Source organism: Ottowia sp. SB7-C50 (assembly GCF_033110285.1).
In the GTDB taxonomy this organism is placed as follows: domain Bacteria; phylum Pseudomonadota; class Gammaproteobacteria; order Burkholderiales; family Burkholderiaceae_C; genus Ottowia.
The window spans coordinates 2,336,653-2,351,371 of the sequence record NZ_CP136995.1; the positions used below are offsets into that span (position 1 = coordinate 2,336,653).

Annotated in this window: 11 protein-coding genes and 1 pseudogene; 5 read left to right on the top strand and 7 right to left on the bottom strand. The window is 68.7% G+C overall.

Annotation, left to right across the window (positions count from 1 at the left end):
- Positions 1–61: 61 nt before the first annotated feature.
- Positions 62–871 (top strand): IclR family transcriptional regulator, encoded by an 810-nt coding sequence (locus R0D99_RS11105; protein WP_317748307.1) that lies wholly within the window; start codon positions 62–64, stop codon positions 869–871.
- Between the two features lie 126 nt (positions 872–997).
- Here the strand turns inward: R0D99_RS11105 and R0D99_RS11110 are convergent, their stop codons facing one another.
- Entirely contained in the window at positions 998–3,325 is a 2,328-nt protein-coding gene (locus R0D99_RS11110) for a cytochrome P450/oxidoreductase (RefSeq protein ID WP_317748308.1), read from the bottom strand.
- A 121-nt stretch (positions 3,326–3,446) separates the two neighbouring features.
- Here R0D99_RS11110 and R0D99_RS11115 point away from each other — a divergent pair.
- The 3 genes and pseudogenes from R0D99_RS11115 to R0D99_RS11125 all read left to right on the top strand — a co-directional run bounded on the left by R0D99_RS11115 (position 3,447) and on the right by R0D99_RS11125 (position 4,408).
- Positions 3,447–3,774 (top strand): annotated as a pseudogene (locus tag R0D99_RS11115) (thioredoxin family protein).
- A gap of 27 nt (positions 3,775–3,801) precedes the next feature.
- A complete protein-coding gene (locus R0D99_RS11120; RefSeq protein WP_317748309.1) occupies positions 3,802–4,134 on the top strand; it encodes a transcriptional regulator in 333 nt (110 codons plus the stop codon).
- A complete protein-coding gene (locus tag R0D99_RS11125; RefSeq protein WP_317748310.1) occupies positions 4,106–4,408 on the top strand; it encodes a BrnA antitoxin family protein in 303 nt (100 codons plus the stop codon). The genes R0D99_RS11120 and R0D99_RS11125 overlap by 29 nt, the downstream gene beginning before the upstream one ends.
- A 22-nt stretch (positions 4,409–4,430) precedes the next feature.
- Here R0D99_RS11125 and R0D99_RS11130 read toward each other — a convergent pair whose 3' ends face one another.
- Complete coding sequence (locus R0D99_RS11130; protein WP_317748311.1) at positions 4,431–5,414, bottom strand: LysR family transcriptional regulator; 984 nt, start codon at positions 5,412–5,414, stop codon at positions 4,431–4,433.
- 384 nt (positions 5,415–5,798) lie between these two features.
- Here R0D99_RS11130 and R0D99_RS11135 point away from each other — a divergent pair, with 384 nt between their 5' ends.
- Positions 5,799–6,785: an MFS transporter gene (locus R0D99_RS11135; protein WP_317748312.1), complete on the top strand. Its 987-nt coding sequence runs from the start codon at positions 5,799–5,801 to the stop codon at positions 6,783–6,785.
- A gap of 201 nt (positions 6,786–6,986) precedes the next feature.
- Here R0D99_RS11135 and R0D99_RS11140 read toward each other — a convergent pair whose 3' ends face one another.
- From R0D99_RS11140 to R0D99_RS11160, 5 genes are all read right to left on the bottom strand, one after another.
- Complete coding sequence (locus tag R0D99_RS11140) at positions 6,987–8,399, bottom strand: phenylacetate--CoA ligase family protein (protein ID WP_317748313.1); 1,413 nt, start codon at positions 8,397–8,399, stop codon at positions 6,987–6,989.
- A gap of 342 nt (positions 8,400–8,741) precedes the next feature.
- Entirely contained in the window at positions 8,742–11,828 is a 3,087-nt protein-coding gene (locus R0D99_RS11145; RefSeq protein ID WP_317748314.1) for an efflux RND transporter permease subunit, read from the bottom strand.
- Positions 11,829–11,901: 73 nt separating this feature from the next.
- A complete protein-coding gene (locus R0D99_RS11150) occupies positions 11,902–13,266 on the bottom strand; it encodes an efflux RND transporter periplasmic adaptor subunit (RefSeq protein WP_317748315.1) in 1,365 nt (454 codons plus the stop codon).
- A gap of 216 nt (positions 13,267–13,482) precedes the next feature.
- Complete coding sequence (gene rnhA / locus R0D99_RS11155) at positions 13,483–13,926, bottom strand: ribonuclease HI (RefSeq protein WP_317748316.1); 444 nt, start codon at positions 13,924–13,926, stop codon at positions 13,483–13,485.
- Entirely contained in the window at positions 13,923–14,708 is a 786-nt protein-coding gene (locus R0D99_RS11160) for a class I SAM-dependent methyltransferase (protein WP_317748317.1), read from the bottom strand. Before R0D99_RS11160 ends, rnhA begins: the two co-directional genes overlap by 4 nt.
- Positions 14,709–14,719 lie beyond the last annotated feature (11 nt).

The window sequence follows — 14,719 nt, forward strand, 5'->3', positions numbered from 1 at the left end:
GCGTAATACTACTTCCCATTGCGCAATCGGCGCTCCGGACTTTCACCCATACCCTGCTGCCATGTCGACCCGCGCCCGCCCTGCCCCGCCGCCCACAGAACCCCGCCGCCGCCGCGTGCAGTCGGCCGAAATGGGCATGGGCATTTTGAAAGCGCTGGCCGCGCTGGGCGGCGCCGCCAGCCTGACGGCGGTGGCGCAGGCGGTGGGCGAAAGCACGGCCAAGGTGCACCGCTACATGGCCAGCCTGGTCGAGCAGGACCTGGTGGCGCAGGAGCCGCTGAGCCAGCGCTACTTTCTGGGCCAGGCCGCGATCCACATCGGCCTGGCAGCGCTGCGCCAGTGCGACCCGATCCGCGCCGGCGAGCCGGCCCTGGTGCGCCTGCAGGCCGAACTGGGCGTGACCTGCTTCATCGCCGTGATGGGCAACCAGGGGCCGACGATCCTGCGCATCGAAGAGCCTGCGCTGCCGGTGGTGGTGAACGTGCGCGCCGGCTCGGTGCTGCCGCTGCTGTGGTCGGCCACGGGCCAGGTGTTTCTGGCGCATGCCGAAGGCGGCACGCTCGACGCGCAGATGCTACAGGAATGGGAGCGCGCGACGCCCGCCCAGAAAGCGCTGGTGCCGCGAAAGACCGCCATCGCGGCCTTGCGCGAGCAGGTGCGCGCCCAAGGCTGCGCCAGCGTGCAGGGCCTGCTGTCGGCCGGCATCAGCGCCGTGGCCGCGCCGATTCGTCAGCACACCGGCCAGGTGGCGGCGGTGCTGACGGCGCTGGGCGCCTCGGGCGGCTTTGACGCGGCGCCTGCAGGCCGCATCGCGACACGGGTGCGGCAGGAGGCAGAGGGGATCAGCGCGGCGCTGGGGTTTGTGGGCTGACAAATTCCGGATACCGGACGCGAAGGACGCGAAAACTACGCGAAGGACGCGAAAAAAACCTTTTTTGAATTTTTTGCGTCCTTCGCGAATCCTTCGCGCCCTTCGCGTCCGGCTGTTGTCAGCGCCTCACAACTCCAGCACCAGCTTCCGGCCCGCCGCGCGCGAGCAGCAGACCATCATGCGGTCTTGCGCGTCGCGCTCGCCGCGCGTCAGCACCACGTCGCGGTGATCGACCGCGCCGCCCAGCACGCGCACTTCACACGAGCCGCACAGGCCTTCGCAGCAATCGCTTTGCACGTCGATGTTGGCGGCTTTCAGCGCTGAGAGGATGGTCTGGTCGGCGCGCACGGGCAGGGTGATGCCGGAGTCTTTCAACTCGATGTCGAACGCATGTTCCTTGGTCGGGTCCAGCGTGGGCGGCTCAGTCTGGAAGTGCTCGATGCGCAGGGCGTCGTCGGGCCAGTGGGCGGTGCAGGTTTCCAGCGCGCTCAGCATCCGCTCGGGGCCGCAGGCGTACAGGCGCACATCGGGTTGCGGCGTGGCCAGCAGCGCGGTCAGGTCGGCGCGCTGGCCCTCGTCCCTGGCGTAGATGTGCAGGCGCTCGCCGTGCTCTTCGACCAGCGCACCCAGCAGCGGCATCAGCTTTCGGCTGCGGCCGCTGTAGTGGATGGCGTAGTCCATGCCCAAAAGCCGTGCGCGGTGCGCCATGGCGGCGATGGGCGTGATGCCGATGCCGCCGGCGATGAAGATGGCCTTCCGCGCGCCTTCATCAAAGCGGAAATGATTGCGCGGGCCGCGGATGCGCAGGCGCTCGCCCTGTTTCAACTGATCGTGCACCCAGGTCGAGCCGCCCCGGCTGGCGGCGTCGCGCAGCACGGCGATTTCGTACGCGCCCGCGTCCGCCGGGTCGCCGCACAGCGAATACTGGCGCGACAGGCCGGTGTCGCCGCACTCGATGTCGATGTGCGCGCCGGGCTGCCATTTGGGCAGTGGATGGCCGTTGGCGGCGACGAGACGCAGCAGCACCGTGTCGTCGGTGATGCGCGTGACGCGCTCGACCACCATAGGGCGCGTCACCGTCTGCTTCGAAGGCTCGCCCAGGCGCACCGGCAATTGCTGTTGCAGGATCTCGGGGTTCGCGCGCTCGGGGTTCTGCTCCGGATCCCATTCGACCCACAAATGCTTGGGGCCACGGAAGGACGTGTTGGGCACGTAGTCAAAGCGCTGCTCGGCCAGGCGCATGTGCGGCAGGCGTTGGGTGAACTCTTCCAGAAACACCTGCAATTCGAGCCGCGCCAGGTTCTTGCCCATGCACTGGTGCGAGCCGTAGCCGAAGGTGAGGTGATCGCTGGCGTTGTCACGGCGGATGTCCACGCGGCCGGCGTCGGCAAAGTGCCGCTCGTCGTGGTTGGCCGACGACATCACGATCAGCAACTTGCTGCCAGCCGGAATGGGCACGCCGCCCACCACCGCATCGCGCGTGGCCAGGCGCCGCCATGCGGCGACGGAGCCGTTGTGGCGGATGCATTCCTCCACGGCGCTCGGGATCAGGCTCGGGTCCTCGCACAGCTCGCGCCACACGTCGGGTTGTTGTAGCAGCGACTTGAGCGCGTTGGCGATGCCGTTGGCCGTGGTCTCGTGCGAGGCGACGATGCCGGCCATCATCATCGAGTGCAAGTAGGAATCGGTGACGACCTCCGGATACTCCTTCTGTTTGCGGATGCCGTACTGCATCCAGCCCGGTGCGTCGGGGTTCTGGCGCATTTTTTCCAGAATCTGGCCCGAAAGCTGCCAGAAGTTGCCCACGGCGTGCGCCACCGCCACCTGCTCCTCGGGTTTGGGGCGGCCCCAGGTGTTGACGGTGTGGGCGATGGAGTAGCGGCGCAACTGGTCCATGTCCTCCTCGGGCACGCCCAGGAAATGCAGGCCGATGGTGAGCGGCGCCTCCCACAGCATTTGATCGACCAGGTCGGCGCGGCCATCGTTGATGAACTTATCGACATACTCGCGCGCCACGCGGCGCACCATGGGCTCGTGTTCTTGCAGCGCCTCGGGCGTGAAGGGCTGGATCAGCACGCGGCGGCGCGCCATGTGGGCGGGCTCTTCCTCGTTCACCAGCGTGCGGTTCATGGCGTAGTCGTAGCTGGCCAGCACGGCGTTGGCTTCGTCGCCGGTGGGCGTGATTTTTTCGAGCGCAATCGAGGCGCTGAAGGTCTGGTGGTCGCGGAACACCGCTTTCACGTCGTCGTAGCGCGTGACGACCCAATAGCCCAGCTTGGGCGAATAAAACACCGGCTCCTGCTCGCGCGACCAGCGCACGTACTCGGGCGGGTTTTGCTGGTAGCCGTCTTCGAACGGGTCGAACTCGGCCGCGCCGGCGCTGATGGGGCAGCCGGTGGGGCCTGTCATGGCGGCATGGTCAACGGGGCAGCGGGCGGCTTCGGTGTGGGACATGGCAACGGCATCCAGCAAAAGCGCAATGCTACTCCGCAAAGCGTAATCAGCCAAACGCGTGGACGGGCGGGTGCGGCGGCGTCCGACAGCGCCGCGCCACCGCCACATCGACAATTGCAGCATGCCCTACGTCGCCCAATTCACCCCCGAAACCCTGACCCGCGCCGATGTGGACGCCTCGCGCGGACCGCTGGTGCTGGAATTCGGCACCCCCCTGGTGCGGCTGGTGCAGCGGCGCCCAGCCGCACGTGCGCGCCGCCTTCGAGCAGGCCGGCGCAGAGGTGCCGCACGTGAAGGTGGAAGACGGGCCCGGCCGGCCGCTGGGCCGCTCGTTCAAGGTCAAGCTGTGGCCGACGCTGGTGTTTCTGCGCGATGGGGTGGAAGTCGACAGGCTGGTGCGGCCGCAAGCGACCGCCGCGATCGCCGACGCATTGCAGCGCCTGGCTTGAAAGTGGCTTTGTATATACAATCAATTCGTGTACACAGTCATCGAGACTGCCATATTCCAGCGCTACAGCGCCAGCGTCTGGAGCGCGGATGAATGCGCTGAATTCGTATCGTGGATTGCCGAGAACCCGGAAGCGGGCGACGTCATCGCACAGACGGGCGGCCTGCGCAAAGTGCGCTGGAGCCGCAACGGAATGGGCAAGCGCGGCGGCGCGCGGGTGATCTATTTCAACCGGCTCGAAAGTGGTTGGATCGCCTTGGTCATCGTGTACGCAAAAGCCAAGTTCGACAACCTGCCCGCCAGCGTTTTGAAAACATGGAAGGACGCCATCGATGAAAGCCTCGACCAAAAAACCCCTTGACGCGGAGCAACTGCAGTTCGCGGCCGATGTGGCCGAATCCATCCGCCAAGCCAGGCGCGGCGAATTCGCGGCTGTCCACACGCCTGAAGACATGCTTGAGCGGCGCAAGCCGGGGCGCCCCACGGGCAGCGTGCAGGCGATTACCAAGAAACCGGTTCAGATTCGCCTCGATGCGGACGTGCTGGAAGCCCTGCGAGCAACGGGCGATGGCTGGCAGACACGGCTCAACAACACCTTGCGCGCCAACCTGGTGATGGCGGGCAAGCTGCCGTAACCCGGCTTTCCTTCAACGCTCTTTACCGCTCCCACGGCGGCACCGGCTCGAACTGCGCGGCCAGCGCGTCCAGCAGCACGCGCACCTTGGGCACGCGCGCGCGGCTGGGGGTGTAGCAGGCATAGACGTGGTCGCCAAACGGCGTGTGCGGCTGGTAGCCGGGCAGCACGGCGCGCAGGCGGCCAGCGGCGACGTGGGGCGCGGTCAGGTAGGTCGGCAGGATGGCCAGGCCGTGGCCGGCCAGCGTCAGGTCGAGCAGGCCGTCGGTGTTGTTGGTGCGTACGCGGCTGGTGACGGGCACGGTGTGCTCCTGCCCGTCGGGGCCTATCAGGCGCCAGCGGTTGCCGTCGGTCAGCAGGTAGCTCAGCGTCTGGTGCGCGACCAGGTCGGCCACGTGCAGCGGCGTGTCCTGCGCCGCCAGGTAGGCGGGCGCGGCGAAGATGCCGCGCGCCAGCGTCACCACGCGGCGCACCACGGCGTCTTCGGGCGGCGAACGGGTCATGCGCAGGGCCAGGTCGATCTGCTCTTCGGCCAGGTCGACCAGCTGGTCGGTCAGGATCAGCTCGCAGCTCAGGCGCGGGTGCTGGGCGGCGAGTTGCGGCAGCAGCGGCGCCACGTAAAGGCGCCCAAACGTCAGCGTGGCGCTGACGCGCAGCACGCCGGCGGGTTCGTCGCCCAGGTTGCCCACGGCCAGTTCGGCGGCGGCCACGCTTTCCAGCGCCGCCAGCGCGTGCTGGTGGAACACCTGGCCCGCCGGCGTCAGCGCCAGGCGGCGTGTGCTGCGCTCCAGCAGACGCACCCCAAAGGCGGCTTCCAGCTCGGCCATCTGCTTGCTGACCTGGGCGCGCGTGCAGTTCAGGGCCCGCGCGGCACCGGCCATGCTGCCCGCCTCGACCACCTTGACGAAGGCCTGCCACGAGCCCAGCCACGGCCCGGCACGTGGGTTCGTCACGCGCAGGGCCGAATGCGCGCCCGGCACGATGAACGGCAGGCCTTTGCGCTGCATTGTCAATGAATGGTTGACATAACTGACCGGATTATGGACTGCTTGTGTCGCCAGAAGCGGCCTATGATCCAAGCCTCCGTGTTCAATGCCTCATAGGCCGCTGGCGCCCGCCCCTTGTGCGGCAGGCGCTACAAAAACAAGAGTTTTCCATGTTCAAGAGTCTGAAGAATCAGGGCGCCTTAGGCATCACGCTGGCGGCAGCGGGCATCCTGATGATCACTATGGGCGCGCGTCAGTCCATCGGCCTGTTCGTCGGGCCGATGAACACCAGCACGGGCCTGGGTATCGCCACCATCAGCTTCGCGCTCGCGATTGCGCAATTCACCTGGGGTGCGGTGCAACCCATCGCCGGCGCGGCGGCCGACCGCTGGGGGGCCGCGCGCCGTGTTGATCGGCGGCGTGCTGATGCTGGCGGCCGGCACCGCGCTGACCCCGCTGATGGGCACCGGGCCGGGCCTGATCTTTGCGCAGGGGCTGCTGGTGGCGGCGGGCGCGGGGGCGGGCAGCTTCTCGGTGCTGATCGGGGCGGCGGCGCAGCGCATGCCGGCGGCGTCGCGTGGCTCGGCGTCGGGCGTCATCAACGCGGGCGGCTCGCTGGGGCAGTTCGTGTTCGCGCCGATCGCGCAGAAGCTGATCCAGTTCGTCGGCTGGATGGGCGCCATGTACACGCTGGCCGTGATGGCGCTGCTGGCGCTGCCGCTGATCGGCCGGGTGACCAACGGCGGCAATACCGCGCACACCGTCGCCGCCGCCGATACGGACGGCGGCCTGCGCCGCGCGCTGAAAGAAGCCATGGGCGACCGCAGCTACCTGCTGCTGCACGCGGGCTTTTTCACCTGCGGCTTTCACATCGCCTTCCTGGTCACGCACCTGCCGACCGAGGTGGATCTGTGCGGGCTGCCGCCTTCGGTGGCCAGCTGGTCGCTGGCGCTGATCGGGCTGGCCAACATCGTGGGCAGCCTGGTCACCGGGCACCTGGTGGGCGTGTACCGCAGCAAGATGATTCTGGCGCTGATGTACGCCAGCCGCGCCCTGCTGGTGCTGTGGTACCTGGCCATGCCGCGCGAGCCGTGGGTGTTCTACGTGTTCGCGGTGGGCCTGGGCCTGACCTGGCTGGCCACGGTGCCGCCGACGGCAGGCATCGTGGGCAAGCTGTTCGGCGTGCGCTACCTGGGCACCCTGTTCGGCCTGACGCTGCTCAGCCACCAGATCGGCGGTTTTCTGGGCGCCTGGCTGGGCGGCCTGGCGATCACGCGCTTTGGCAACTACACGTGGATGTGGTGGGCCGACATCGCCCTGGCACTGCTGGCGGCGGTGGTCAACCTGCCGATCCGTGAAGCGCCGGTGCGACGCGCGCCGGCCGCTGCTTGACAATTCATAGCATCAACCGCTGATCTTTCAACGGCTGCAGCGTGTTTGCGCTGGACTGATCCGCAGACCGAACAGCCGGACGCAGAGGACGCAAAAAACTTTTTTTGGCTGTTTCTTTTGCGTACTCTGCGAATCCTTCGCGTCCTCTGCGTCCGGTATTGTGTATTCGGTATTTACGGCGGCCTCCCCGCCCGCCGCCACCTACATCGCCACCCGAAACGCCTTGCCGCTGCGTCCGCGCGGCACGTCGCAGCCGGGCTCGCCCCGCACTTCGATGGGTGCCGCGCCCTGCATTTGCGCGAAGCGCTGCAGGGCCTCGCGGCAGCGCGCTATGGCGGCGTCGGCGTCGGCCCCGCGCAGCGGCACGCGCAGCACCAGCGTCTGCGGGCCCTGCTGGCGCAGCTGAAAGTCGAACACGCCGCACTCTTCCTCGATCACGGTGCACAGCGCCAGCGGCAGCAGGCTCACGGTCTGGCCCTTGCGCGTGGAAGGCACGCGCAGCACGTCGTCGGCGCGGCCGCGCAATTCGATCACCGGCAGCGCCGACCCGCACGCGCAACGCTGGCCGCTGACGGTGACCTGGTCGCCCAGGTCGTAGCGGATGAGCGGCTGCGCCAGGTTGGCCAGGTTGGTCAGCAGCACCGAATGCGACTGCTGGCCGGGCGGCACGGGGCGGTGCTTTTCGTCCACCGGCTCCAGCAGCACCCAGTCTTCGTTGACGTGCAGGTGGCCGTGCGCGCATTCCCAGGCGATGGGCAGGAATTCGGACGCGCCATAGCTGCCGCGCACGGAGGCGTCGAACACGCGCTTCAGGCGCTCGCGCACCGCCTTGCTGAGAAATTCGCCGCCCAGCATGACGCAGCGCGGACGAATGCGTAGCCGGCCGGCCTCGGCCTCGTCGGCCAGCAGCGCCGCAGCCGTTGGGTAGGTGGCCAGCAGCGTCGGCTGGAACTGGTTGAGCGCGGCCACCAGTTCGTCCACCGGCTGCTGCAGGCTGAAGCTGCGCGAGCCTGCGCCCAGCCACGGGTTGACGCGGCGCAGGCGCTCGAAGCTGACGATGCTGGCGAAATGCCCGCCCGTGGCCGTGACCATCGCCGGGCGCTCGGGGCTGCCGAACATTTCCAGCGGGTTGAAGGCGCTCATCCAGCCGCGGGCGCTGCGCGTGGGCGCGCGGTGGCGCACGGCCTCCAGCGCGTCGTACACGGCCATGGCTTGCGCGTCCTGCACAAAGATGCCGGGCTGCCCGCTGGTGCCGGAGCTCTCCCACACCACGTAGCGGCCCAGCCAGGGTTCGCCGGCGCGTGAGGCGTCGGCGGTGAAGTCGCGCAGTTCGTCCAGCCGCAGCAGCGGATCGGTCACCCATTCTTCGAAGCGCGCCATCAGTTCGCGCCGCGTGACGTGCGGCATGCGACGCAGGTCGGCCGTGCGGGGCCGCTGCCCGGCCGTCATGCGCTCGCGGTACAGCGGCGCGGCCTGCGCGGCTTCGAGCAAGCGCAGCAGCCGCTGCTGCTGGCGCTGCGCGATCAGCGCCGGCGGCGCATGCGTGGCGGCCATCACGTCGAGCATGGCGGCCTGCAGGTGCAGAGGGTCGAAAACGGCGTGAGCCCCGCTCATCGCGCCCCCGCCCCGAAAGCCGCGCCGCGCGCGTGCCTGGGCTGATGGCAAAGCATGCTTGTCTCCTTGATTTTGTTCATTGTCGCGCGCACCCCGCCCCGCTGCTGGCAGAAAAGCGCCCGATGCGGCGTCGTCCGCCAGCCATGGCGTGCGCACGGCCCTGTTTGGACTGATCTTGCCAGTTGGGAGAAAGTTCGCCTTGACGCGGGTCAATCAACAAGGAAGGGGTGCGAGCCGGTGGTGCGCGGCGGCCTGCTTTGCCCTGCCCGCAAATCAGGCCCGAATCGGGCCTCAGCGCTCGCCCATGCGGCGGCTTAAGCTATTCAATATATAGCAAACGATTCAACCACCGTGCGCGGGCTCGACATGCGAGGTGTCCACCAGCGTGGTGCGCGCACCCGGCACGGCCTTGCGGGCCAGCAGCGCGTACATGGTCGGCACGACGAAAATCGTGAGCAACGTGCCGATGCTCATGCCGCCCACGATGACCCAGCCGATCTGCTGGCGGCTTTCGGCGCCCGCGCCGGTGCCCAGGGCCAGCGGCACCGCGCCCAGCACCATGGCGCCGGTGGTCATCAGGATGGGGCGCAGGCGTTGCTGGCTGGCGTGCACCAGCGCAGGCAGCATGGCTTCGCCGCGCTGGCGCAACTGGTTCGTGAATTCCACGATCAGGATGCCGTGCTTGGTCACCAGGCCGACCAGCGTGATCAGGCCGATCTGCGAATACACGTTGATCGAGCCGCCCGTGAACTGCAGCGCCAGCAGCGCGCCGATCATCGACAGCGGCACCGAGAACATGATGATCAGCGGGTCGACGAAGCTCTCGAACTGCGCCGCCAGCACCAGAAAGATGAACAGCAGCGCCAGCACGAACACGATGACCAGCGCGCCCTGGCTGGAGCGGAATTCGCGCGAGATGCCGTTCAGGTCGGTGGTGTAGCCGGTCTTGAGCACCTTGGTGCTGGTCTGGTCCAGGAAGGCCAGCGCCTGGCCCAGCGAATAATCGGGCGCCAGGTTGGCGGTGAGCGTGGCCGAGCGGCGCTGGCCGAAGTGGTTCAGCTCGCGCGGCGCCACGCTTTCGCGCACCGTGACCAGGCTGGACAGCGGGATCATGGCCTCGCCCCGGCCGCGCACCTGGATGCGGTCGATGTCTTCGGGCGTGGCGCGGCCGCTGCCGGCGGTCTGCACGATCACGTCGTACTGCTCGGCGTCGCGCTTGTAGCGTGTGACCACGCGGCCACCCAGCATGGTCTCGATGGCGCGCGCCACGCTTTCGACCGGCACGCCCAGGTCGGCCGCGCGCTCGCGGTCGACGTCGATGCGCAGCTCCGGTTTGGACAGCCGCAGGTCCAGATCGGGCGCCACGAAGCCGGGGTTTTTGCTCACTTCGTCCATCAGCTGGCGCATCACGCGGTTCAGGTTGGCGTAGCTGTCCGACGTCTGCACCACGAAGTTGATCGGCCGCTCGCGAAAGCCCTGGCCCAGCGACGGTGGCGTGATGGGGAACGCCGTCACGCCCGCCAGCTGGTTGAACTTGGGTTGCAGCTCGCGCGCGATCTGCAGCGTGCTGCGGTGGCGCTCGTTCCAGTCCACCGCGCGGTACACCACGCTGCCCTGCGACACGGTCGGGTTGCCGATGTTGGCGAAGATGCGGTCGAACTCGGGGTATTGCTCGCCCATGCGTTCAAGCTGGCGCGCGTAGCGGTCGGTGAACTGCAGCGTCGCGCCGTCGGGCGCATTGATGTTGGCCAGCACCACGCCGCGGTCTTCCAGCGGCGACAGCTCCTGCCGCATCTGCGGGTAGATCCACGCAATCGCCACCGCGCAGGCCACCATCACGCACACGACCAGCCAGCGCCAGCCATGCAGCACGCGGCTGAGCAGACGGCCGTAGGCGTTTTCGAGCGCGGTGAGCGCGCGTTCCATGAAGCGGTCGAACCGGCCCGGCTTGGGGTTGTGCTTGAGCAGCAGCGAACACATCATGGGCGACAGCGTGAGCGCCACGAAGCCCGACACCAGCACGGCACCGGCCAGCGCCAGTGCAAATTCGATGAACAGCCGCCCGGTGCGCCCCGGCGTGAAGGCCAGCGGCGCGTACACCGCCACCAGCGTCAGCGTCATGGCAACGATCGCGAAGCCGATTTCCTTGGCGCCGACGATGGCGGCCGCGAAAGGCTCCATGCCGTCTTCGATGTGGCGGTAGATGTTTTCCAGCATCACGATGGCGTCGTCCACCACCAGGCCGATGGCCAGCACCAGCGCCAGCAGCGTGAGCGTGTTGATCGAAAAGCCCGCCAGCGACATCAGCGCAAAGGCGCCGATCAGGCTGACCGGAATGGTAACGATGGGAATGATCGACGCGCGCACCGTGCGCAGAAAGACGAACACCACCAGCGCCACCAGCACGATGGCCTCGACGATGGTGTGATACACCGCGTTGACCGAGTGCTGGATGAACACCGAGTTGTCGTTGGCGATGTCGATCTTGACGTCGCTGGGCAGGTCTTCCTGCAGGCGCGGCAGCATGGCGCGCACGCCCTTCGACAGTTCCAGCGGGTTGGCGGTGGCCTGGCGGATGATGCCGGTCGAAATCGCCGGGCTGCCGTTCAGGCGCACCGCGCTGCGCTCCTCGGCCGGCCCCTCCTCCACGCGCGCCACGTCGCGCATCCGCACGGCAAAGCCGTTCACGCTCTTGATGACGACCTGCTCGAACTGCGCCGGCTTGACCAGATCGGTCTGCGAGGTGACGGAAAACTCGCGCTGGCGCGATTCGATGCGGCCGGCCGGCACTTCCAGGTTGCTGCGGCGGATGGCGTCTTCGACGTCCTGCGTGGTCAGCTTGTAGGCGGCCAGCCGGTCGGGGTCGAGCCACACGCGCATGGCGTACTTGCGCTCGCCGAAGATGCGCACGTCGGCCACCCCGGTCACGGTCTGCAGGCGCGCCTTGACGACGCGGTTGATCAGGTCGTTGATTTCCAGCGGCGAGCGCTTGTCGCTGGAAAACGCCAGCCAGATGACCGGGAACGCATCGGCCTCGACCTTGGCGATGACCGGCTCGTCGATGGCCTGCGGCAGCTTGTTGCGCACGCGCGAGACGCGGTCGCGCACCTCGGCGGCGGCGGTGTCGGCGTCTTTTTCGAGCCGGAAGCGCACGCTGATCTGCGCCTGCTCGGGCCGGCTGATGGACGTGATCACATCCACCGCGTCGATGCCGGCAATGGAGTCTTCGAGCGGCTTGGTGACCTGCGACTCGATCACCTCGGCCGAAGCGCCGGCGTAGCGCACGCTCACCGTGACCACCGGCTCGTCGATCTTGGGGTATTCGCGCACCGCCAGGCGCTGAAAGCTGACCAGCCCGACCAGCAGGATCAGCAGCGACAGCACGGTGGCGAACACCGGGCGGCGAATGGAGACTTCGGCGAGCTGCACGGCGCGGGCTCTCTTCAGCTATTCAATGTATAGCGCCCGGCGAGCGCAGGCAGGCACGGGGCGGCAGAAAGCATCATGAACGGCGCTGCGGCGCGCCGCCCGGCAGCCCGCACGGGCTGGGGCCGGCCGGCGGTTTGACCAGCGGCAACGCGGCCATCGGCCGGGCGCCTGCGCCGCCCTGGGCCTGGGGCGCCGCAGGTGCGCTCGGCGCCGCGCTGGCGGCGGCCGCGCTGGCGGCACTGGCGCCGCTGGCCGGGGCGCGCGCGCCACCGTCCGGCACGCCGGCGCCCGCCAGCCGCACGGTCTGCCCGTCGCGCTGCACGCGCTGGTGCCCGGCGGTGATCACGCGGTCGCCCACGGCCAGGCCGGTGACGATTTCCACCTGGCCGGGCAGGCGGTGGCCGGTCGTCACCGCCACGCGCTGGGTGGTGAAGACCGGCTTGTCGCCCGCGTCGGCACGCGTCAGCCGCAGCACGCTGAGCGAGCCGCCCTGGCTGACGATGGCTTCTTCCGGCACCATCAGCGCCTCGCGCGGGGCGCCCAGTTCGGTTTCGACGCGCGCGAACATGCCGGGGCGCAGCTGCAGCGCGCGGTTGTCGATGCAGCCGCGCACGTTGAGCGCGCGGCCGTTGGCGTCGATCTGCGGGTCGACCGCCTGCACCTGCGCGGCGAAGGCGCGGTCGGGCAGCGCATCGACCTGCACACGGGCGGTCTGCCCCGGGCGCACGCGCGACTGCAGGCGCTCGGGCAGACGGAAGTCGACGAACATGGCCGACATGTCTTCCAGGTTGACGATGTTGTCGCCTTCCTTCAGGTAGTCGCCCACGCTGATGTTGCGCAGGCCCGCCACGCCGTCGAACGGCGCCAGCACGCGCATGCGCGCGGCGGTGGCGCGGGCCAGGTCGAGCTTGGCGCGCGCCACTTTCTCGGCGGCGGCGCTTTCGTCCACCCCGCGCGGGCTGATGAAGCCGCGGCCGGACAGGTCGACGTTGCGCCGATGGTTGGTCTGCGCAATGCCCAGTTCGGCCTGCGCCTGCTGCACCTGGGCCTGCTGCAGCTTGTCGTCCAACTGCACCAGCAACTGGCCGCGCCGCACGCGCTGGCCGTCGCGGAAATTGATCTGCACCACGCGCCCGCCCACTTCAGAGCGCACCAGCGTGCCCTGCCGCGAGCGCAGCGAACCGACAGCATTGACGTCTTCGGCCACCGGCTGCGCGCGCACCAGCGTGGACTCGACCACCACCGGGCCGCCGCCAGCGCCCGCGCCGCCCCCGCCAGCACCGCCGCCACCGCCCTGCCCCGCCGGCCGCGCCGCAGAGGCCGCGGCCACGGGACGCGCTTCACCGCTCGGCCCGCCGCGCTGGAACCACCACGCGCCCGTGCCCAGCGCCACGAGCGCGCCGATGGCAACCAAGGGCACCCACTTAGACCGGGTCATGACCAGCGGCCCCGCGCAGGGACGAAGAACGGCGACGATGCGACAGCATGGGGTGTCAGTGTGTATGCAAAACCGTGATTTAGCCACATCGCCATGCGCCAAGCTGACTGGCAGCCGACCACGGGGGCAACTTCACCTGCGATTTACAAAAAAAAAGTCGGCCACCGGCAGAAGGTGGCAGCGCCCCGGGCCACCCCAGCGCGATCAGCGCCCCTTTCAGCCGCCGGCGCGCGGCACGCCCCGGTTGGCCAGCTGGTCGGCGCGTTCGTTTTCGGGGTGGCCCGCGTGGCCGCGCACCCAATGCCAGTGGATGCGGTGGCCCGCCCCGGACACCAGGGCGTCGAGCTTCTGCCACAGGTCGACGTTCTTCACCGGCTGCCGGGTGGACGTGAGCCAGCCCCTGGCCTTCCAGCCCGCAATCCATTCGGTGATGCCCTGGCGCACGTACTGGCTGTCCAGGTAAAGGTCGATCTCGCACGGCCGCTTGAGCGCGCTCAGGCCTTCGATGACGGCGGTCAACTCCATGCGGTTGTTGGTGGTCATGGTTTCGCCGCCGAACAATTCCTTTTCGTGGCCAGGCGCGCGCAGCAGCACGCCCCAGCCGCCCGGTCCGGGGTTGCCCTTGCAGGCGCCGTCGGTGTAGATCTCGATGCGATTCACGGTGATGATTCAGTATGCGTTGTCGGGGCGGCGCGGTTAGCTACAGAAGCAGGAGCACCCACGGGCACGGGCGCCGTCTTCCAGGCAGCGCCCACCAGCTTGGCGCCGTGCGTGCGCTTGACGGCCACCAGGCAGTAGGCGGCGCCGAACACCGGCCACCAGCGCGCACCGGCGCGGTCCATCCATTCGAAGCGCGCCAGGCCGCGTTCGCTGCGCGCAGCGGGGCGCCAGCAGCCGAAGCTCAGCGACTCCAGTTCAAACTGCAGCAGCCGCAGCCAGTCGCGCAGCCGCCAATGGCTGATGAATTCGTTGGCCTGCGGCAGAAACGGCTGCGCGCTGCCGACCGGCAGCTTGAGTTGCGCGCGCCATTGCCGCAAGCCCCACAGGCTGGCCGGATTGAGCCCCGCAATCGCCACCCGCCCCTCGTGCACCAGCACGCGGTGCACTTCGCGCAAGGTGGCGTGCGGATCGGGGCTGAATTCGAGCGTGTGCGGCAGCACCACCAGGTCGATGCTGGCTTCGGCAAACGGCAGCGCCGTCGGGTCCATGACCAGCGAGGGGCCGACCACGGCCCCATTCAAGCCGTGCTCATCGCCCGCCGGACGCGGCGACGTCGCGGCCAGCCAGCGGTGCGGCATGCGGTTGGCGGCCAGCGCGTCGATGTCGCCCAATCCGACCTGCAGCGCGTGGTAGCCGAACACGTCGGCCAGCGCAGCCTCGAACTGTGCGCGCTCCCAGTCCAGCAGGTACTGGCCGGGCGGCGACTGGAACCAATCGGTCATGCGCCCCCCCT

Bases quoted from the DNA above. Each gene is read 5' to 3' on its own strand.
- R0D99_RS11160 (WP_317748317.1), bottom strand. From the start codon at position 14,708: ATGACCGATTGGTTCCAGTCGCCGCCCGGCCAGTACCTGCTGGACTGG.
- R0D99_RS11125 (WP_317748310.1), top strand. From the start codon at position 4,106: ATGAAAGCCTCGACCAAAAAACCCCTTGACGCGGAGCAACTGCAGTTC.
- R0D99_RS11110 (WP_317748308.1), bottom strand. From the start codon at position 3,325: ATGTCCCACACCGAAGCCGCCCGCTGCCCCGTTGACCATGCCGCCATG.
- R0D99_RS11150 (WP_317748315.1), bottom strand. From the start codon at position 13,266: ATGACCCGGTCTAAGTGGGTGCCCTTGGTTGCCATCGGCGCGCTCGTG.
- R0D99_RS11140 (WP_317748313.1), bottom strand. From the start codon at position 8,399: ATGAGCGGGGCTCACGCCGTTTTCGACCCTCTGCACCTGCAGGCCGCC.
- R0D99_RS11130 (WP_317748311.1), bottom strand. From the start codon at position 5,414: ATGCAGCGCAAAGGCCTGCCGTTCATCGTGCCGGGCGCGCATTCGGCC.
- R0D99_RS11105 (WP_317748307.1), top strand. From the start codon at position 62: ATGTCGACCCGCGCCCGCCCTGCCCCGCCGCCCACAGAACCCCGCCGC.